General features: G+C 29.4%; 20 protein-coding genes and 3 tRNA genes. 11 read left to right on the forward strand and 12 right to left on the reverse strand.

Features of this window, described 5'->3' with window-relative positions; genetic code table 11:
* Window positions 1–28 precede the first annotated feature (28 nt).
* Window positions 29–808: a type III pantothenate kinase gene (locus ACWUD1_RS02680; RefSeq protein ID WP_472756309.1), complete on the forward strand. Its 780-nt coding sequence runs from the start codon at window positions 29–31 to the stop codon at window positions 806–808.
* A 29-nt stretch (window positions 809–837) separates the two neighbouring features.
* Here ACWUD1_RS02680 and ACWUD1_RS02685 read toward each other — a convergent pair whose 3' ends face one another.
* Genes ACWUD1_RS02685 through ACWUD1_RS02695 form a run of 3 tightly spaced genes read right to left on the reverse strand, consistent with a single transcriptional unit; the run spans window position 838 to window position 3527 of the window.
* Entirely contained in the window at window positions 838–1644 is an 807-nt protein-coding gene (locus ACWUD1_RS02685; protein ID WP_472756310.1) for a TIGR02757 family protein, read from the reverse strand.
* Window positions 1631–2245 (reverse strand): glucosaminidase domain-containing protein, encoded by a 615-nt coding sequence (locus ACWUD1_RS02690; RefSeq protein ID WP_472756311.1) that lies wholly within the window; start codon window positions 2243–2245, stop codon window positions 1631–1633. The genes ACWUD1_RS02685 and ACWUD1_RS02690 overlap by 14 nt, the downstream gene beginning before the upstream one ends.
* A 1-nt stretch (window position 2246) precedes the next feature.
* Window positions 2247–3527: a hypothetical protein gene (locus ACWUD1_RS02695; protein ID WP_472756312.1), complete on the reverse strand. Its 1281-nt coding sequence runs from the start codon at window positions 3525–3527 to the stop codon at window positions 2247–2249.
* A gap of 395 nt (window positions 3528–3922) precedes the next feature.
* Between ACWUD1_RS02695 and ACWUD1_RS02700 the strand changes: the two genes are divergently transcribed.
* From ACWUD1_RS02700 to ACWUD1_RS02715, 4 genes are read left to right on the forward strand one after another with little or no spacing between them, the layout of a single operon-like run.
* Window positions 3923–4681: an MBL fold metallo-hydrolase gene (locus ACWUD1_RS02700; protein WP_472756313.1), complete on the forward strand. Its 759-nt coding sequence runs from the start codon at window positions 3923–3925 to the stop codon at window positions 4679–4681.
* A 14-nt stretch (window positions 4682–4695) separates the two neighbouring features.
* Window positions 4696–5454 carry an exodeoxyribonuclease III gene (gene xth, locus ACWUD1_RS02705; protein WP_472756314.1) on the forward strand — a complete coding sequence of 253 codons (759 nt, stop codon included), beginning with the start codon at window positions 4696–4698 and terminating at the stop codon, window positions 5452–5454.
* Between the two features lie 32 nt (window positions 5455–5486).
* Window positions 5487–6236, forward strand: a complete 750-nt coding sequence (locus ACWUD1_RS02710; RefSeq protein ID WP_472756315.1) for a hypothetical protein — start codon at window positions 5487–5489, stop codon at window positions 6234–6236.
* Entirely contained in the window at window positions 6233–9079 is a 2847-nt protein-coding gene (locus ACWUD1_RS02715) for a M16 family metallopeptidase (protein WP_472756316.1), read from the forward strand. Before ACWUD1_RS02710 ends, ACWUD1_RS02715 begins: the two co-directional genes overlap by 4 nt.
* 39 nt (window positions 9080–9118) lie before the next feature.
* Here ACWUD1_RS02715 and ACWUD1_RS02720 read toward each other — a convergent pair whose 3' ends face one another.
* From ACWUD1_RS02720 to fusA, 9 genes are all read right to left on the reverse strand, one after another.
* Window positions 9119–9805, reverse strand: coding sequence for a hypothetical protein (locus ACWUD1_RS02720; protein WP_472756317.1), 687 nt, complete (start codon window positions 9803–9805; stop codon window positions 9119–9121).
* Between the two features lie 118 nt (window positions 9806–9923).
* Window positions 9924–10568 carry a hypothetical protein gene (locus tag ACWUD1_RS02725; RefSeq protein ID WP_472756318.1) on the reverse strand — a complete coding sequence of 215 codons (645 nt, stop codon included), beginning with the start codon at window positions 10566–10568 and terminating at the stop codon, window positions 9924–9926.
* A gap of 62 nt (window positions 10569–10630) precedes the next feature.
* Window positions 10631–10702, reverse strand: a tRNA-Glu gene (locus ACWUD1_RS02730).
* A gap of 6 nt (window positions 10703–10708) precedes the next feature.
* Window positions 10709–10781 (reverse strand) — tRNA-Lys (locus ACWUD1_RS02735).
* Between the two features lie 111 nt (window positions 10782–10892).
* A tRNA-Lys gene (locus ACWUD1_RS02740) sits at window positions 10893–10965 on the reverse strand.
* Window positions 10966–11035: 70 nt separating this feature from the next.
* The gene (locus ACWUD1_RS02745; RefSeq protein ID WP_472756319.1) at window positions 11036–11650 is read right to left on the reverse strand and encodes a tetratricopeptide repeat protein; all 615 of its coding nucleotides are present in this window, start codon (window positions 11648–11650) and stop codon (window positions 11036–11038) included.
* A gap of 30 nt (window positions 11651–11680) precedes the next feature.
* The gene (locus ACWUD1_RS02750) at window positions 11681–12073 is read right to left on the reverse strand and encodes a bactofilin family protein (RefSeq protein WP_472756320.1); all 393 of its coding nucleotides are present in this window, start codon (window positions 12071–12073) and stop codon (window positions 11681–11683) included.
* A gap of 137 nt (window positions 12074–12210) precedes the next feature.
* A complete protein-coding gene (locus ACWUD1_RS02755; RefSeq protein WP_472756321.1) occupies window positions 12211–12906 on the reverse strand; it encodes a Bax inhibitor-1/YccA family protein in 696 nt (231 codons plus the stop codon).
* Between the two features lie 10 nt (window positions 12907–12916).
* Window positions 12917–14995, reverse strand: a complete 2079-nt coding sequence (gene fusA / locus ACWUD1_RS02760; RefSeq protein ID WP_472756322.1) for an elongation factor G — start codon at window positions 14993–14995, stop codon at window positions 12917–12919.
* Window positions 14996–15428: 433 nt separating this feature from the next.
* On the opposite strand from fusA, the gene ACWUD1_RS02765 reads away from it, so the two are divergent.
* From ACWUD1_RS02765 to ACWUD1_RS02790, 6 genes are all read left to right on the forward strand, one after another.
* Window positions 15429–15656 (forward strand): KTSC domain-containing protein, encoded by a 228-nt coding sequence (locus tag ACWUD1_RS02765; protein WP_472756323.1) that lies wholly within the window; start codon window positions 15429–15431, stop codon window positions 15654–15656.
* Between the two features lie 159 nt (window positions 15657–15815).
* Window positions 15816–16190 (forward strand): hypothetical protein, encoded by a 375-nt coding sequence (locus ACWUD1_RS02770; protein WP_472756324.1) that lies wholly within the window; start codon window positions 15816–15818, stop codon window positions 16188–16190.
* Between the two features lie 75 nt (window positions 16191–16265).
* Entirely contained in the window at window positions 16266–16955 is a 690-nt protein-coding gene (locus ACWUD1_RS02775) for a hypothetical protein (RefSeq protein WP_472756325.1), read from the forward strand.
* 148 nt (window positions 16956–17103) lie between these two features.
* Window positions 17104–17643, forward strand: a complete 540-nt coding sequence (locus ACWUD1_RS02780; RefSeq protein WP_472756326.1) for a hypothetical protein — start codon at window positions 17104–17106, stop codon at window positions 17641–17643.
* 114 nt (window positions 17644–17757) lie between these two features.
* Window positions 17758–18393: a hypothetical protein gene (locus ACWUD1_RS02785; protein ID WP_472756919.1), complete on the forward strand. Its 636-nt coding sequence runs from the start codon at window positions 17758–17760 to the stop codon at window positions 18391–18393.
* 207 nt (window positions 18394–18600) lie between these two features.
* The gene (locus ACWUD1_RS02790) at window positions 18601–19821 is read left to right on the forward strand and encodes a ribose-phosphate pyrophosphokinase (protein WP_472756920.1); all 1221 of its coding nucleotides are present in this window, start codon (window positions 18601–18603) and stop codon (window positions 19819–19821) included.
* Window position 19822 lies beyond the last annotated feature (1 nt).

The following is a 19822-nucleotide window of genomic DNA, read 5'->3' on the forward strand; positions in this document are numbered from 1 at the left end:
GATAATGCAAAGGTATTGAATAATATTGATGAGTAACCTCGTAGGTGAATCACAGCTAATCATTGATATTGGAAACACAAGTATATCTTTTGCAGTGTATGTAATGGATAAAATACATGTGTTTTACAGGCTTAATACAAAACATGATTTAAGCTTTGAGGAGCTTTATGAGTTTCTTAAAGATAAATTTGACTATGAGATTGATAGGGTATTCGTAAGTAGTGTTGTTCCTGTTATTGATAGAGTTATTACAGATGTAATTGTTGCCCTTTATAAAATAAAGCCTTTGTTTATTAGATTTGATTTGAATTATGATTTAAGTTTTAATTTTTATAATAGTGATCGATTTGTATTAGGAGCTGATGTTTTTGCCAATCTTGTTGGAGCTATTGAATATTATAATATTGATAATGCTTTAGTAGCAGATCTTGGAACGGCTTGTACGATTTTTGCAATCAGCAGAAAGGAAGGTATACTTGGCGGTCTTATTAATGGTGGTCCTTTCACTAGTTTAGATTCATTAATTCAAAAGGCATATCTTTTAAATGATTTTGATCTTGAAGTCCCCAAAAAATTGTTAGGATTATCAACTATTGATAGTGTAAATAGTGGTGTAATTTATCAGTATAAGTATTTAATAGAAGGTGTTTATCATGAACTCATGCTTACTTATAATAGGAAATTTAAATTGATAATTACAGGTGGAAATTCTCACTTGGTCTTACCTTTAATAAATGTGGATTTTATATCTAACATGTATTTAACCCTTGAAGGCATTAAGATTTTGGGGAATGCACAAAAGCAATAATTAGTACCTTTTCTTTTAATTTTCAGTATTTAAATTTTAAATAGATTTGTAAATAGTTCTTCTTTATTAAATTCTCTGTTTATTCCAAATCGAGTTAAGGAAAAATCATATTTCACAGGATCATTGCTGTTCATCTTTGCAAAGTGTTTTGTGACTTCTATTGCTCTTTTAAGACTTACATTTTTGGTATTTTGGAGATTAAATAGTTTTGATGAGATATCTGTCATGTGGGTATCCATTGGGACTATTAAATCTGATGGGTTAAATTTATCCCAAATTCCTAAGTCAATATTATCTTTTCTTATCATCCACCTTAAGAATAGAAATAATCTTTTACAAGCACTTCCTCTTGAAGGTTTTGGTAACATTATGCCAAATGAATGTTTATTGACGTTTTCCATTTGCGTTATTAACTCATTTAAGCTTGATATGAAATTTTTATTTTTTTTATAAATCTTATAAAGTAAATTTTCAATTGTTAAATATTTTTCTTTTATTGTTTGAAAAGATGTTAGTAATTTTATAATATCTTCTGTTTTGAAAAATCGATAATTAAAATTTTTGTATATGATGTATAGATCGTCTTTGTTAAGTGTTCTGAGAGTTTTTACAGGCCTGCTACCAAGTGGTTTTAAGACTGTATCAATTGCTGATAATATTTTTTCAACTCTTCCTAGCGCTAATGAAGAACTAATAAGACCTACAAATTCAATATCTTCTTTTTCTGTATATTTATATAAAAATTCTAGTGGATCTGGATGAACGAATTCTCGTTTATTATAGTTGTTATATATAAATTCTAATATATCTAATATATTATTTTTATTTTGTTGCATTGTCGAATTCTAATAATTCCAGTAGTATTTTTTTTAATTTTTTGTCATAAAGTTTATCTGTGGCCCATTTTCCTGTAAGATCGTATATTGTTGGAGCAGAGCCCCTTTTAACTAGGTAAAATCTAGGGTCAACCATATTGGAATTTATGTTTTGTCTTGAAGCATAAGCTTTTAAATGTTGGATATGTGCTCTTATTCCTTCTTTAATATTAGAAAAAGAATTTCCTTTGGTTGATTTATCAGTGGCCCCTATTCCTGAAAAATTGTGTTGTTCTTTTGATACAATACCGTTGAATTTTAAACTACCTGTTTCAAGTAGCATTTGAGCATAGGCAATATCATAATTTATTCCTTCAATTAGGGATTCGTCTATATAAGTTTGAGCAATTGTTTTTACATATTCAACTTCAAGATAGGGATTCATTTTTAACGTATACTTTACCAGATCTTCTACTTGGCATTTGCCTTTACTTAGTAAAAAAGGGATATATTTTTCTTTTTGTAGTTCATCAGTATTGATTTCAATGATATCTTCGATACAATGAATTTTTACTGTTGTTAATAGCAATGAGATTAACAACAGTATAGATTTTTTTTGCATTTTAAGATCCTTTGATGAATTTATCAATTTCGTTGATTACAAAATCAAATCTTGGTAACATTAATTTTTTATCTTCAAGTAGATTAAAACTCTTTAAATAATTTCTACTGAAGATGAAGTCGGAAATTTCACCAATATTATTCATGTTTATTACTTTTATAGAAGATGATTCTATGTTTGTTTTTTGCCATTCATTTTCATCTTGTTTCATTAGTAATTGTAATGTTTGTATATTTAAATTTTGAGGTTTTCCACCAATATTAATGTATTTTTTGATTTGTTTGTTTTTATTAATGATTGCATTTGCGATATTTGCTTGATTTCCCACTGTAATTAGAATTAGGTTATTTAGATCCATTCTTAGATCTAAAAATTTTAACTTTTGTGTTGATTTAATAAGTTCAAGAACATTTTGGATTTTTGCAACTTCAGATGCTTTATCTTCTCTATCACTAAAAATTTTGATAGGTTCTATTAAATACTTAATAGTTAAGTTTGCAAGATGAATTAATCTGTTTGAATCATTATTTTGAATAAAATTATTGGTTTTTATATGTTTGTATTGTGGAGTATATAGGTACACAATATTTCCTTTTTTTACTAATCTGTTTACTAATGATTTAAACATTGAATCATGAGAGTAAAAGGGTAATATAATTAAGATATTGTCATATAGTTTTTGATTGTTACTGATTTGGGCATCTTTATATACGTTTTCATATTTTGGTAGATAATTCATTTCATTTATGAAAAACGGGTTAAAATCATAATAAAAAAATGGATTTTGACGTTTAAGTCCTAATGTTAGACTGATTGGATACCAAACTGATAAATTTAAATTATTATTTTGATCTTTGATTATTGTAAATCCTACTTTATAACTAGGGTTTACATCTTTTGGATAATTCGTAAATAAGGCAAAGTATGAAAACATTGTTGTGGTTAGTACTATTATTATTGCTGGCACTACTATCATTATTTTAAATGGGATAATAAAAATTATTCTTTTGAGTTTATTATCTTTTTTTTTAATTTGTCTTCTAAAAATGATTGTTTTGATGGTTTTTAATGTAGTTGTCATTAAAAAAAATAAAAATATGGGACCAACATAAAACATAAGTGGCCTTATTTCTATTAGATACAAAGTAATTATAAAGAATATTCCTGGGAAGATTATGAAATAGTCCTCATAAGAAAATTCTTTTTTAAAATTGAATAAGTTTATTACTAAAAATATACTAAAGCTCAGTAAAAATATTGTTTCATAAGATTGTTCATGCATAAAAAATAAATGTCCCTTAAATAATTATAAGCATAAATAATGATATTTACAAAACAATTGATTAAGTTATAAACTATTTTATAATGATTAAGATAAGTGGTGTCATATAATTTAATCTATGTTGATTTATAAGTACAATAAATACCAGATTAATTTTATTGTGTTTTGCTTTTATCATTAACTGATAATTGGTTATAATTTTTTGAGTATTAGATTTGAAAATCTAATATTAGAGATATAATTGATTTAGGTTGTTTTATAGTTTCTTTTTCTGAATTTTGGTGTGAATTTTTAAATTCGCATTATTAAGAATTTAAAATGGTTTATTACTTCTCATTTTATCAAGCATTTTTTATTATGATATAATTAGATTCCTTAAGGGGCAATAGTAATATATGTTAGGAATCTTTTTAGGAACTGGCTCATCAAGTGGTGTTCCTATGCTGAATTGTAAATGTAGAGTTTGCAGTTTAAATTGTGGTAAAAGTAGAAGGCTGAGAAGTGCATTTTTTATCAATTTCTGTGGTGTTAATTTATTAATTGATACAGGTCCTGATATCAGAGTGCAGCTTTTAAGAGAAAATATTGTTAGATTGGATTTGATACTGTATACCCATGAGCATTATGATCACATTATGGGTCTTGATGATATTAAGTTTTATACAAGAGCTGAACCTTTACCTATCTATGCTCGAGAGAACACAATGCAGCATATTAAAAACGCCTTTCCTCATAATTTTTCATCCAGATTATCTGTTAGTGGAAAGGCAAGGATTGTTCCCAATTTGGCAGTTGATTTGCAGCAAATCTTTTTCAAAGGAATAAAGATAATCCCTGTTCCTTTATTGCATGGGGATATAATTAGTTTAGGATATAGAATAAAGAATTTAGCATATCTTACTGATGTTAAATCTATTCCTGAAATTTCTTATAGTTATTTAAAGGGATTAGATGTACTAATAATAGATGCTTTGAGAATTAAATCTCATCCTGGGCACCTGAATTTTGATGATGCTATTACTGAGGTAAAAAAAATAAAACCTAAGATTGCATATTTTACGCATATTTCACATGATATAATGCATGAGGAATTTGATTATTTAAAAAGAAATAATATTTATTTGGCTTATGATGGCTTACGGATACATATTTGAATTGGTAGGTGGTTGTGAATTTAATTTCTTGGAATGTTAATGGAATAAGAGCTATTCTTGGTAAAGGTTTTATTGAGTTCGTTGAAAAATATAATCCTGATATCCTATGTCTTCAGGAAACTAAAGCCTGCAAAGAGCAGTTGCCAAAAGAGCTCATTAATGTTAAAGATTATTATTCATATTTTTCAAAGTCTATAATAAAGGGTTATAGTGGGGTTTGTATTTATTCAAAGATTAAGCCTACTAAATTAGAAAATATGAATATAGAAATATTTGATAGGGAAGGGAGATGCCTTGTTGCTTATTACCGTGATTTTATTTTGATTAATGGGTATTTTCCTAATTCTCAGTCTCTAAGGAAGCGACTCACCTTTAAACTTGAGTTTTTAAAGAATCTTGAATCTATTGCAAATTCATTTGTGGCTTCTGGAAAAAATCTTATTATTTGTGGCGATTTTAATATTGCTCATACAGAGATTGATTTATCTGATCCGAAGTCCAACAGGGAATCCGCTGGTTTTTATGTTGAGGAAACTGGTTGGATGGATAAGTTTTTAAATGTAGGTTATGTTGATACTTTTAGGATGTTTAATAAGGAACCAGGTAATTATACTTGGTGGGATTATAGAACAAGGGCAAGGGAGCGTAATATAGGTTGGCGGATTGATTATTTTGTTGTAAATGAAGCTTTTAAATCTGAAGTAAAAGATGCTTTAATTTTAAACGAGGTAATGGGTAGCGATCATTGTCCCGTTCTTTTAGAATTGAGGTAGTAAAATGGATCCTGTAAGGGGGGGGAATTTATATGAGTAAGTTTTTTTTAGTCGTTTTAAGTATTTTAGTTTATGGTTTTGTTTTTGGGATTGATTTAGAGAGTATTGATTTTTATCGCAGTTTTGAAAAGAAAGACTTGTTATTTGTACTTCACTTGTTAGAACGAGAGAAACATTTGACTAACAAAAATGAACTTTTTACATATATTGATTTGGCCAAGCGAGCTTTGGCTGAAAAGGGGGGAGTGCAGATTCTAAATGTTGATAGCAAGTTAGATGTTATACGGCATATTGAAACTTTCCAACGTCCCAAAAAGTATAATAACTCAAAATTTGTTTTAAGAGCATCAAAAGCTTTAAATGTTTTTGTTTATTTTGACGATGGTGATGGATTTTTGAAGACTTTGGATGGACGTAATGTAGGTATTCAGAATGGGAATTTTGTTATTTTAGATTCAGAACCTTTTAAAGGTTATGTTGATGTGTCAAGTGAATATGCTACTATTGAAATTTATGAGAAAAGTATTTTAAATCCTGATTTTAGTAAGTTGTGTTTGGATAAGTTGAAACCTTTTGTTTATGTTCAGGAAATGGATAAGAGAGTTTATTTTGATGACATTTCAAGGTTGTCTAAGGAAGAACTTTTATTTTTATTTTATGAATTATTTCCTATTGCTAGATTAAAGGGTATAAAGGATTGGTATAATTTTGGATTTTCATCTATGCTTAGAGAAATTCAGAAAGTTTATAATGTGAAAATAAATTCGAGGAAAGTAAAATGAAATGTAAAAACATTAATCAATATATTAATTATATTAACGTATTAAAATTTGTCTTTTTAAGTATGGTTTTTGTTTTATTATCTTGTTCATCTTTTAAGTTAAAAGTTGATAAAAACTTAGTAACAGGTCAACTTGAAAATGGGCTTAGATATTATATCTATGGCAATCAAATTCCAAGTAAGGCTGTTTACATGGGAATTTTATTTAATGTTGGATCTTTAAATGAAGAGGATGATGAGCGAGGCTTGGCGCATTATCTTGAACATATGGCTTTTAAGGGTACAACTGATTATCCTGGGGGTGAGCGTATTTTAGAACTCCTTAAGGATTTTGGAATGGAATTTGGGGCTGATATTAATGCTTATACTAGTTTTGATAAGACGTATTATTATCTTGAGTTGTCGGATGGTAATAATGAAGCGGAGATTAATGAAGGTTTAAATATTTTAAGGAACTGGGCTTCAAAAATTGAGTTTAATGAGGCAGAAATAGATAAAGAGCGTAATGTGATTCTTGAGGAAAAGAAACGAAGAGAGAATTATATGGGTAGATTGCTTGAGAAAGTATATGGGGTTATTTTTAGGAATAGTAAATATTCAGTCAGGTTTCCTATTGGACTTGAAGAGAGAATTTTGTCTTTTAAATCAGAAGATTTTAAGAAATTTTATAATAAATGGTATAGACCGGATCTTGCTAGTGTCATTGTTGTGGGAGATATTGCCCCTGATAAGATTGAGAGTAAAGTGAAAGAGTTGTTTGCGTCTTTAAATAGGCCTAAAGATGATCCTGATAAAATCAAAATCAATTTGAGTACTGTTAATGATGAAAAATTTGTAAGTATCGAAGATTTCGAGACATCATTTCCTAGCATTGGTTTTATAGTTAAAAAAGAAATTGATAAGGGTAGTTTTGATACCATTGAGAAAGTTAAAAAAACAGTTGAGACAAATTTATTAGATTATCTGTTTATAAATAGATTTTATGAGTTAAAGACAAGTGGAACGCATCCTTATTTTAGAACTCTTGAGAAATCAGATTTAGATTTAATGAAATCAGATGATAATTATATTTTGATTAGGGATATGTCTTTTGAAATTGATCCAGAATATTTTAAAGAAACTATTGAAGATTTTTTTTATGAAATTGAGAGAATTAAGAGATTTGGCTTTACTAAGGGCGAAATCAATAAAGCTAAATCTAAGATTATTAGTTCTTATGAAGTTTTCAAAGATAATGTTAATAAGCGACATTCATCTAATATTGCAAGTGTTTTAGTAAGTGTTGCATCTACAAATTCTCAAATGTCTGATATGAATGAATATTATGATATTGCTATTGAGCATTTAAATAAAATTAGTTTCGATGAAATAATGGATTTGGCTAAGAATGAGGCATCTCTTGATGATAAGATGATTATTTATTCTTATGCTAAGAAGCCTCATCCTAATTTGACTTTTGAGGATATGCAAGAATTACGTAATCTTGCCTTAACCCGGGAAATGAAACCTTATGATGATGTGCCAATTCAGGAAGGAGAATTTTTTAGAGAGTCTCTAGAAAATAAAAATATTATTGAAGAAAAAGAATTATCAAATGGAATTTCGTACTTTATGATAGAAAATGGAGTTGAGATTTACTTTAAACATAATGAACGTAATAAAAATATAGTCAATTTTAGAGCAGCTTCTTGGGGCGGTCTGCTTGATGAAGAGCCTGATTTGATACCTGTTTTATCTTTAGCTCCAGCAGTAGTGTCTGGTTCAGGGTATGGAGATTACTCTAAGCTTCAAGTTGAGAGGTATTTATCAGATAAGATCGTGAGTTTAACGCCAACAGTTGGTGATCAAATGTCAAGCATTAGTGGTAGCGCTGATACCAAGGATCTTGAGACTTTATTTCAGCTTATATACTTTACATTTAATGAGCCAAAGATAGATGATGTGATTTTGCAAGATATTATTAGTGATGTAAAAGCATCAATTAAGAGTAGAGCAAATGATTCTAGGAGACTCTTTTCTAGTGCTATTAGAAAATTTAGTAATAATAATGATTATCGTTTGAGAGATATTGAGGAATCTGACTTGAAAAATGTACCAAAAAACGCCATTTTAGATTTCTATAAAAAGCGATTTACTTATGCAAATAATTTTAAGTTTGTCTTTGTGGGAGATACTGACTTAAAAACGATAAAAGATCTTGCAAGTAAGTATTTAGGTAATTTAAACTTTAAGAAGTTAGATGAGTTTAACGATTTGGATTATTCTTATAAGCTGGGTACAGATAGAATAGTTATAAAAAAAGGTGAGGATTCAAGTAGTATTGTAGGCATCTTGTATCCTTTTAAGTTTAATTATACCCCTGGGGATATTTTGAATTATGAGGCTTTAGCGTTCTTATTAACAGAAGACCTTATTAAAGTCATTAGAAGAAAATTGTCTAGTGTTTATTCAATAACAGCTTCTTTTGATTATACACTTAGAAAATATACAAGTTCAGATGGGTTTATGGTTATAAACTTCACAGTTGATCCTAAGTCTTTAGATAGTGTTTTGATGGCTGTGAATGATTACTTTTTAGAGAGTCAGAAATCAGGTTTTGGGGATAAAGATTTTGATTATGTTAAGAAAAATATGATTAAAAATAATGATAATCAATCTATTGGCAATGGGTATTGGATTTCAAAAATATTATACCCAGTTCTTTGGCACGGTACTTTAAAAGATACTTTTAGTACTAAATTTATTGAGGATAGTTTAAGTAAGGATGTCATAAATACATTATTTAAGAGGATTGATTTTACGAAGGGTACAGAGGTTGTATTGGTTCCTGTCAAGGATAATTAGTATGCTTAGTTTAAAATTTGATTATCATATATATTTTTGTTATTTTATTAGTTTTTCATTTAAAAGGATTAATAGTTCTCCAGCTATTAATCCTTTTGTTTTCCAAATTAATTCTTCTAATTTTAAAGTCCATTTTTCATATCTTTTAACTCCAAGTTTAGAGAAATATTGGGTATTGGTTAAATAATTTGCTATATTTTCTTTTGGAATTTGAGTGGCATAGGCATAAAATTCGTTTATTACTAGAGCTTTAAATTTAACATCATAACCTTTGCTGTCTAGAAATTTAAGCCAGGAACGTTTATCTCTTTTGGAAACATTTTTATACCAGAAATTAGATATAGCTCTATTAAGATAGGTATCTGTGAAAAAATACATGTGTAAGATTTCATGCATCAATATTATCATTTGAGTTGTCTTAGGCATGGCATCGCTTTCTGCGTAAGTTGCAAGTGCTATATTTCTTGATTTGTTTTTAATTTTAAGCTTTTTTTTTGCAGTATAATATGCCCATTTGTTGATTAAAATTAAGTTTTTTAGAGTTATTTCTTCCTTGTTGAGTGTGATATTGGGCCACTTTTGCGCCACTGCATTGAAAAATGCAATTATATCTTTAAGTCTGTAATTATGTCCTTTCCATCCTATTTTATTTTCTAGCTCGTTGTTTGATAATATTTTTCCTCTATAAATTTTTTTTTCGATAAAAAATGCCAGTCTTTTTAGCATTAAGGATTGACTATTTAAATTTTAAATTTGATTACATATATGTTGGGTTCTGATATTAGATTAAAAAATTCAAATGAAGTTCTTCTATAATTTTCTTTTTTATAGTTAAAAATAAATTTTAATTAGAATTAATAGGTTTATTTATGTCATAGTAAGAAGTTATATCAATATATCCAATTTTGTTTATTTGAATCATATTGTTATTTTTAGATAACCTTATTTCATCATTGCTAGTCTTTAGTGATATATATTTTGTAAGATTGGATAGTACTACCGTTTGTTCTTCGCTTTTTGAATATAATTTTGTTATCATTGGATTTGATATTTTCTCTTTTGCCTTAAAACCTATAATAGGAAATCCATTTTTGTTTAGGTTGAATTTAATTGAATATTCATTTTGGTTAATTAATATTTTAAATTTATTAAGCTTTGATTGTTCTGTTTTTATATTAGGAGATTTGATTTCAATGCTATTATTTAGTTTAATAGATTTGATGTTACTCATTTTAATTTCCATTGTTAATGTTTCATCTTGATTGATGATTTTTGGAATGTTATATAAGTAATTCTTGTGTTGGGTTTTGATTTCTACACTTGCATTTTCACTGATTTGTAGGTTTAGTATAACAGGGGAGTTTTTTGATCTTTCACAGCATATTATTTGAACTTTATCATTACTTGTTGAAGATTGTTTTTTACCTTTGCTGACATATTTTTCATGGAAACTTATTAGTAAAATTAATATCACTAAAACAGTTTTCATCATTACATATTCATTATCATACAATAATGAAAAATAAAAAACCCATAAAATTACCTGTTGTACATCCTCTAGGGGACTCGAACCCCTGCTGCCAGGATGAAAACCTGGAGTCCTAACCACTAGACTAAGAGGACAAAAATTGAGCTCAGTAGGACTTGAACCTACGACCCTCGCCTTAAAAGGGCGGTGCTCTACCACCTGAGCTATGAGCCCTTCAGGTGCATTATTAAATTCACCAGCATCTATTATATCATTTATTTCAAAATATATCAATATCATCAATATATTGAAATAATCAAAAGTTTAAGTTAACACAAGTAAGAGTGAGCTGCACAGGACTCGAACCTGTGACCTGCGGGTTAAGAATCCGATGCTCTACCACCTGAGCTAGCAGCCCTTGTTTATTAATAAACTAATAAATAGGATAAATGCTTGCAAATATAATGTCAAGAATTATCCTGATTTTTTTATATATTTTCTAGCAAATTTTTTGCTTCTAAGTGATTGGGATTTAAGGTTAATAGCTTTGTTAAAGCTTCTTTTGCTAAGATTTTGTTTTTAGCATTGATTCTTGCTTTTGCTAGCTTAAGAAGTATATTTTGATTATTTGGCAAGTGTCTTAGGGCATTTTCATATGCGAAATCGGCTTCATTATATCGTTCAAGTTTATAAAAAGAATCTGCAGTTAAGGTATATACCTTGCCTATTCGTGCTCCATTGGATTCAAGGCTAATATATTTTTGAAAATTTTTAAGAGCATTTTTGTATTGTCCTTGAAAAAAGTAAGTTTCTCCTAATGCTTGGATTATTCTTGCATCATGCTTTTTTATTTCAAGTCCTTTGAGTGATTCTATTTCTGCTTTTTTGTATTCGCCTGTTGCTATTAAGCTCCATATGAGTATTACTCTTGCATCTAAATTTCTTGGATTATATTTTATTTCATTTTGGGTATTTATGATTGCTTCTTGAAATCTACCTTGTCTATAAAGTAAAAGTGAATCTTCTTGTTCTTGTGCCCTTAGTGGACTTAGGGATAAAAGCAAGATAATAGTTGTTTTTAAGTAAAAAATTTTATTTATCATTTATTCTCCATTATTCTCCATTATTCTCCATTATTCTCCATTATTCTCCATTTCGCAATTTCCGTTAAATAATGCCCCTGAATCTATGAAGAGTTCTTTTGTTTTAATATTTCCGATTAACTTTCCAGTTTTATGAATTTTGATTGACTCTAAAGCATCTACATTACCTTTCATTGTTCCGTAATTTAGGAAATTATAACATTTAATATCTGCTTCTACATTAGCTTTTTCTCTTAAGTATATTGTGCTTGTGGAATTTATAATTCCTTTAAATATTCCTTCAATAATTATTGGTTTATTGCTTTCTACATATCCTTCAAATTCAAAACTGCTTTTTATAATATTTTGGGTATTATTTTCTTCAAATTCTAAGGTATTTGTGTTCAATTTATCTCCTATAAATGAATGCTTAAGTTTAAGCATTCATTTATTACTTTAATATCACTTAATACTTTTATATTGAGCCAACATTGGGTCATGTTAGTCTTAAGGCCGCATTTTGACTCATGTTGTTGTGCCTTTTAATCTTATTAGTTTCCTATTAATCCCTATTAATCCTTTTAATCTCTTCTTTGTCCTAAAAACCTTAGTAAATATAGAAATAAATTTATAAAATCTAGATAAAGTTTTAGAGAGGCTACAACTGCCATTCTGCTTTTGATTTCAGTACCATCTTCTAACATGTCGTTCATCTTTGAGATATTTTGAACATCATAAGCTGTTAAACCTGTAAAAACTATAACACCTGCAATTGAAATTAAGAAGTTAAGACCTGAACTTCTAAAGAATATATTAATGATGGATGCAATGATAATACCCCATAACCCCATGATAAAATAGCTTCCCATTTTTGTAAGATCTGTACTTGTTGTATATCCGTAAAAAGACATTGCAAGGAAGGTTATAGAAGTAATTCCAAATGTATAAAATATTGAACTCTGGGTATATATCATAAACACAGAAGATAATGTGACTCCTGTTAAAGCTGAGTATCCCAAGAAAAGTGCTATTGCTGTGTTGCTTGATATTTTTTCAATTGCTCCACTTATTGCATAAACAAGTCCAAACTGTACAAGTATCAGTGCTATGTATGACATTGGATTTGTGAATACAATGGCTCTCATTGTTGGATTTTCAGATGTTGTGTATGCAAATATTGCAGATATTAAAAGACCAATTGCCATTAATCCAAAAACTTGAGCTAAAAATTTATTTTTTATTCTTATCTCCTGTTTGTTTTGAGTTAACTCAAACATAATGTCCTCCTTATTTATTTTGTTCGTTAAATTTTTTACATAATTCATTAAATATTGCGCTTGGCACTTTGCCATATCTTAAAAATTCCATTGAAAATTCAGCTTTTCCTTGTGTGGAAGATCTAAGCACCGTTGAAAATCCAAACATCTCGCTTAGAGGTACTTCGGCTTCCACTTTTGAAAAACTTCCCTCTTCAACAGAGCCTAGGATTATTCCCCTTCTTTGATTTAAAAGACCAAACATATTACCTTGGAATTCGGTTGGACCTTCAAGAGTTACTTTCATGATTGGTTCAAGTATTGTGGGTTTTGCTTTGTTATAGGCTTCTCTGAATGCTCCAATTGCTGCAAGTTGGAATGCAATATCTGACGAGTCAACAATGTGGTATTGGCCATCATTAATTGTAATTTTAATTCCAACAATTGGGAAACCTATTAGAGTTCCTTTTTCCATAGCTTTTTGGAAACCCTTATCACAAGATGGAATGTATTCTGTTGGAATTACTCCACCTTTTATGAGATTGACAAATTCATATGTTTGTCCTTCTGTATCAAGTGGTTCCATAAATCCGGCAACTCTTCCAAATTGACCCGCACCTCCCGATTGCTTTTTGTGAGTATAATTAAATTCTGCTTTATCTGTAATGGTTTCTCTGTATGCTACTTGTGGCATACCTGTTTCAACTTCTGCTTTAAATTCTCTTCTCATCCTTTCAATATAAACCTCTAAGTGTAGTTCACCCATTCCTTGTATGATTGTTTCTTTTGATTCATTATCTACATAAGTTTTGAATGTAGGATCTTCTTTGGTAAACCTTCCAAGAGCTTTTGCCATATTATCAGCGGATTTTTTGTCTTTGGGTTTTATTGATAAAGATATGACTGGTTCTGGAATGTACATTGATAGCATGGAATATCGAATTGAAGGATCACAAAACGTATCCCCTGATGAACATTCTATTCCAAATAATGCAACAATGTCTCCACTGTTTCCAAATTCAATATCTTCAGTGTTATTAGCATGCATTCTAATAAGTCTTCCGACTTTAAACTTTTTAGAAGTCCTTGAGTTTATGAGTTCTTGTCCTTTTTTTAAGACACCTTGGTAGATTCTAACATAAGTTAATTGTCCGTATTGTCCATCTTCCAATTTAAAAGCTAACGCCACAGTTGGCAAAGTGTCATCAGTTCTAAGTTCAATTTCTTGTTCGTTTGCGTTTAAATCAAGTGCTACATTTTTGATGTCATGAGGAGAAGGTAAAAACCTATTTACAGCGTCAAGTAGTAACTGCACACCTTTGTTTTTGTAGGCAGAACCCACGAATACAGGACAAAGTTTTAAGGCTAAAGTACCTGTTCTAATGGCATCGTATATTATCTCTACGGCTATATTTTGTCCTTCCATGTGAAGTTCCATAAGCTCATCATTGAAATCAGACAAAGCATCAAGCATGATTTTTCGTTTTTCTTCTGCTTCACTTAGCAACTCAGCAGGAATTTCTTTTTCTATGACTTCCGTTCCACCTTCGCCTGTAAAGTAATAGGCTTTCATTAACACAAGATCAACAACTCCCATGTGTTTGTCTTCTAGCCCGATTGGGATTTGCATTAAAACTGAGTTTAAATCGAGTTTATCTTTAAGTTGCTCTTTTACATTGTTGGGATTTGCTCCGGTTTTATCACATTTGTTTACAAAGGCAAGACGTGGTACGTTATAGCGTTTTAGCTGTCTGTCAACTGTTATTGATTGGGATTGGACTCCTGCAACAGAATCAAGAACAAGTATTGCTCCGTCTAAAACTCTGAGTGAACGTTCAACTTCTATTGTGAAGTCAACGTGACCTGGGGTATCAATAATGTTGATTGGATGATTTTTCCATTCAACATGAGTTGCAGCTGATGCGATTGTAATGCCTCTTTCTCTTTCAAGTTCCATTGAATCCATTGTTGCTCCAACCCCATCTTTTCCTTTGACTTCATGAATTGCGTGAATTTTGTTACAATAAAAAAGAATACGTTCTGTGAGTGTAGTTTTCCCTGAATCAATGTGAGCACTAATACCTATGTTGCGCAATTTTTTATAGTCCATGGAATATTTTCCCTCCTGAGTGGTATGTATAATTCGAACACTAATTACTTTGTATTTTACATGATTTTTAAAAAAAAGTCTATTTTAAACTGTTGCAGTCGAGTTTGACTTAGAAGCATGGCATTGTCTAAAGGGAAATAATATATTGATTATATTGCATGATTGTCTTTTGTAATAAGGAAATTTCGACGTTCTTTATGTGCTTTATTAATGGATTAATGTTAATTATTTTTAGATTTTCTTTTGAGGAAGTTAAGTTATTTTAACATATTTGCTTGACTTAGGTTGTATGAAACATATACAGTTAATTATAAGGAATATATCATTTAGTAAATTTTGATTTTATTGATTAAAGATGCTGAATTATTTAATGAATTTACTCTTTCTTTACTTTATATTTTATACTCCTAAAATAATTATTGGAGGATATAAGTTGAATACTTTAACAATATCTCATGAATTGAGCAAAATATGTCAGGTTGATTATGATTCTGCTTTGTTTGAACTTTCTGTATTTTTTAAAGATGGAAGGGCTTATAAATATTTTAAGATTGAGCCAAGGCATTTTAATATAATATCTAAGCTTGTACAAGAGAAAAAATCAGTTGGTAGATATCTAACTGAGCATATATTTAATAAATATGACCAAGAAAAACTTTAGTTTTTGTTTTGAACTTAGTGATTTGAGAGAGATTCCTGTTAGGGAATCTTTTTTTTGTGCTAGTTGAAATTTAACATGATATAGATTTGTTTCATTGAAAAATGATAATTATGTTGTATTATTCTGCCATAAAGGTTACACTTAATACAAGTGCAATTGTTGAATAGTTTATTTGCTTTGCAGGGTAACTATTTGGAGTATATTAAAAGGCTTGATTCTATGAAAAAATTTTTATTATTTTTATTTTGTATTATGTTATTTTCGTTTCCTAATATATCTTATGCCAAAGTTCTATATTTTTCAGCGGGTTTTAGTACACAAATGAGTCTTGAATCTCTTTCTCTATTTAGTAAAAAAACAGGTACAGTTTTAGATAAATTGATGAGTTTTGAAATATTCCCTATTTTAAGAAATTTTCAACGTGACTTTTCGAGTGGCTTAAATTCATTTGAAGCTAGTATGACTAGTTTATATGAGTCTTTTCAAAAAAATTTGTCTCTTTTAATTAGACTGTATAAGGGCAGAAAAGATTGAGAGGGCAATATTGAAGAATCCGATTTGGACGATTTAGGTCCGCTTGTAAATAGTACCCATAATTTACAGCAGTTCGTGTCCGAGTTAAAAAGATTAAATACAAAGCAAGTGCTTAAAAAGCTGGATGCAACTGGGTTGGCTATGAAAGACCTTTTGGATCAATTGGGACGCACAGCAGAAGAGGCTATTAAGCTTAATGAAACATTATTTGGTTCATTAAATGAAATTGGAATTGGTAGTTTAGATGATTTTTTGCAATTATGGAAAGATGTGTCTACACCAGGAACTGTTTTAAATAATGCTTTAAGGCAGAAACTATCTCCTTTGTTTAGTACCGGTTTCCAAGGTTACTTTCAGGTAGGACTTCCCATTGCTTTTAGTGATTTTTATTATGGATTTGAGCTTGGATTTGGTATAAATCTTGGAAGGTTGCTTGCTCCTAATGTGAGCTTTTTAAAGAGCCCTTATCCTGTTAATTTAGGTTTTGGGGTTATGCCACGATTATTTGTAAAATATGATATTTATTATTTTGCCGCTACTTTATTTTCAGGTTTTGGTGATAAGTCTTTAGTTGTGGATCCTCTGTATGTAGGGAATTTGCGTGGACCTAGCAAAGTGACTAATCCTTTTAGTGTGATTGAAACAGGCCTTAGGTTGAGATTAGTCTTTATTAATTTAGAATCATCTGTATTGTTTTCTATTAATGATTTCAAGTATAGAGACTTAAGAGTTGGACTTGGATTTGAGGTTCCAGTAATTATTTAGTAATTATTGATTAGTAATGTATTTAATTATTTAATTTAGATGTCAAGTTTGATTTTTAATTGTTGATATTCTATTTTATTATGTGCAATTTTAGCTTATTATATGATATAATATGAATTTTCAACTGTGGTATTCAGGTTTTATTTTAATGAATAAAATGTTGTATTTTGCCCTTTTCTATTTGTTATTGTCTTGCAAAACGCTTGTTAAAGATTATCAAGCTATTTCAGATGAGTATTATAAACTTGCCAAGTTAAATGAGAAGCTTGGCAATGATCAAGCCTCAGTTGAGCTCTATGAGCAAGCTATTAAATTTAATTCTAATGTTAATGAAGCATCTAGTTATAATTTTATTTTGGCTTATATCAATTTAAAAAAGTATGAAGATGCTGAATTAAAGCTTGAACCCTTATTAAAAAATGATCCAGACAATATTTTATTGATTAGCTTAAAAGCTTATTTGTTCTTTAAAAAAGATAATTTGGAAGAGGCTTTGAAATTTTATTTGAAAACTTTAGAATTGGCACCAGCTAATCAAGAAGCATTATTTAATATTTTCTATATTTATTATTTAAAAAAAGATCTTGAAACTGCAAAAAAGTATATCTTGAAATATAAAGAATTAAAATATTCAATCCCTTCTAATGCTATCGAGATAGTCGAATCTGTTTTGGGAGAGCAAAGTTAAGAATCGTTTTGTACTAATTTGTTATTTGTACTAATTTGTTATCTGTTATTCTGTGAGCTTATGTACAAATACGTTTCGTTTAAGTATTTTAAGGAGGCTTACATATTTATGCGGATTATGCGGATAAAGATTTTATTTTTAAGTTTATTGATGTTTATTACAGGTAATGCTTTTGCATATGTTAATTTTGAACTTAATTTGGGACTTGGTCTAGATTTTCCAGTTGGCACTGTTTCAAGTTTATATGATACGGCTTTATATATTGGTGAAAAACTTGATGATAATGTGTCTGATTTGGAAAGAGTGAAGATCGTTAAAGAATTTTCGGATAAGGTTAATATTGCTAAGGCTGGATTGACTTATGGAGGGCATGTTCAAATGGGGGCAAAATTTGATGATTTAATTTCACTTGGGTTTGAACTTGGATTGGATTTTAATGTATTTAAAAGAGTTGACTATGGAGGACGACTGGGAGATAATCTTTCGTTTATTATGGCTATTGAACCTAGATTTTATACAAGGTTGGATTTGTTCGTTGGAGCTGTTGCGTTTTTTACTGGGCCTAGAGCTAATATAGCTACTGCTGTTCAAGATTCTATTTTGTCTGAGTTTGGAGTGTTTGGTTGGGATATTGGTATGAGAGCCACATTTGCATTCTTGGCACTTGAAGGATATTATTGTTGGAACATTAAGAATCATAGATTTTGTGATTTTAAGTTTGGGGTAGGCTTTGAGTTTGGGGTTATTTAGATAGATGGACAGTTATTATATTAGTTGGTTTTTGATTATTTTTATAATAAAAATTTAATAAAAGTTTTCATTACTTAAAATTTATAATATAAGCTTAAGCTTGTGTAAATTATTTATATTATAGATCAGAGCTTAAGCTTGTATGAATTATTTGTATTAATGTACAATGAAATAAAGATTTCTGTTTTAAGAGAGGGAGTTTTAAAATTGAGTTTGCTTATTAAAAAATCAATAGGGGTTATTGCTTGCCCTGGTGGGAAAGTGTTTGCAGATAAGATAATGGGAGAACTTAAAAAGATATTTTTAGATACTGAGAATAAAGTTATTGGAAAAATTTCACAAACTTTTAGTTATGTAAAAGAAGATGTTCTAAAACTTGAAGAAATTTTGTTTCCTTTTTTAGAAGGATTTGAGTTTTCTAATTTACGATTTGATGAGACCATAGAAGTCCCTGTCAATTTTGTTAAGTTTGCTAATGGGGAATTTAAAGCAGAAATTTTAAAGACTATAAGACATAAAGACATTTTTATTGTTCAAGATGTTGCTAATACTTATCCGGTTAGTGTAAACGATGATGAACAAGTAGTAATGACAGTTAATGATCATTTAATGAATTTGATGACTACGATAGATGCATGCAAACAGGCCAAGGCTAATTCTGTGAGTGTTATTGTCCCTGCTTATCCTTATTCAAGGCAAGATAAAAAGCATTCAAGAGAAGGACTAACAGCAAGTCTTTTTGGTAGATTTTTGGAGGAATTGGGAGTGAAGCATATTTTAACACTCGACATTCACTCAAAAGCCATTGAAAATGTTTTTAGAAAAACATATTTTGAAAATTTAAATGTATCTTATGAAATTTTTGATGCTTTAGCCGAATTGATTGATATTCGAGATTCAAATTTAGTAGTTGTTTCTCCGGATACAGGAGCTGTTAATAGGAACAAATTTTTTGCATCTAGTCTTAAAAGGCCCTTGGCTTTACTCTATAAGGAAAGAGATTATTCAAAAATAACTCATAATGTTAATGATACTAATATTTCTGTTACTAAGCTTTTAGGAGATGTGGAAGGTAAAAATGTTTTTATGAGCGATGATATTTTAGCTACTGGTGGAACATTTATTAAAGCTGTGAAACTGCTAAAAAGTATGGGGGCTAAAAAAATTATATGTGCAATAAGTCTCCCATTTTTTAATGGGGATGCAATTAGATACTTTGATAAAGCTTATGAGGAAGGTTATTTTTATAAGATAATTGGAACGAATGCTGTGTATCATGATGATAGACTTATAGGTAAACCTTGGTATTACGAAGCTAATGTTGCGCATCTTTTTGCAGGTGCGATTTTTGCAATTCATAATAGACTTAGTTTACAAAAAATTCTTGATAGAAGTCAGGATATTCAAAATTTAATTTCTAAGAGTTAAG

This window comes from Borrelia tillae, assembly GCF_055693965.1.

Excerpts from the sequence above, each read along its gene's own strand:
- ACWUD1_RS02715 (WP_472756316.1), top strand. The coding sequence starts at position 6,233 with ATGAAATGTAAAAACATTAATCAATATATTAATTATATTAACGTATTA.
- ACWUD1_RS02720 (WP_472756317.1), bottom strand. The coding sequence starts at position 9,805 with ATGCTAAAAAGACTGGCATTTTTTATCGAAAAAAAAATTTATAGAGGA.
- fusA (WP_472756322.1), bottom strand. The coding sequence starts at position 14,995 with ATGGACTATAAAAAATTGCGCAACATAGGTATTAGTGCTCACATTGAT.
- ACWUD1_RS02700 (WP_472756313.1), top strand. The coding sequence starts at position 3,923 with ATGTTAGGAATCTTTTTAGGAACTGGCTCATCAAGTGGTGTTCCTATG.
- ACWUD1_RS02725 (WP_472756318.1), bottom strand. The coding sequence starts at position 10,568 with ATGAAAACTGTTTTAGTGATATTAATTTTACTAATAAGTTTCCATGAA.
- ACWUD1_RS02750 (WP_472756320.1), bottom strand. The coding sequence starts at position 12,073 with ATGCTTAAACTTAAGCATTCATTTATAGGAGATAAATTGAACACAAAT.
- ACWUD1_RS02695 (WP_472756312.1), bottom strand. The coding sequence starts at position 3,527 with ATGCATGAACAATCTTATGAAACAATATTTTTACTGAGCTTTAGTATA.
- ACWUD1_RS02755 (WP_472756321.1), bottom strand. The coding sequence starts at position 12,906 with ATGTTTGAGTTAACTCAAAACAAACAGGAGATAAGAATAAAAAATAAA.
- ACWUD1_RS02690 (WP_472756311.1), bottom strand. The coding sequence starts at position 2,245 with ATGCAAAAAAAATCTATACTGTTGTTAATCTCATTGCTATTAACAACA.
- ACWUD1_RS02680 (WP_472756309.1), top strand. The coding sequence starts at position 29 with ATGAGTAACCTCGTAGGTGAATCACAGCTAATCATTGATATTGGAAAC.
- ACWUD1_RS02685 (WP_472756310.1), bottom strand. The coding sequence starts at position 1,644 with ATGCAACAAAATAAAAATAATATATTAGATATATTAGAATTTATATAT.
- ACWUD1_RS02710 (WP_472756315.1), top strand. The coding sequence starts at position 5,487 with ATGAGTAAGTTTTTTTTAGTCGTTTTAAGTATTTTAGTTTATGGTTTT.
- ACWUD1_RS02745 (WP_472756319.1), bottom strand. The coding sequence starts at position 11,650 with ATGATAAATAAAATTTTTTACTTAAAAACAACTATTATCTTGCTTTTA.
- ACWUD1_RS02780 (WP_472756326.1), top strand. The coding sequence starts at position 17,104 with ATGAATAAAATGTTGTATTTTGCCCTTTTCTATTTGTTATTGTCTTGC.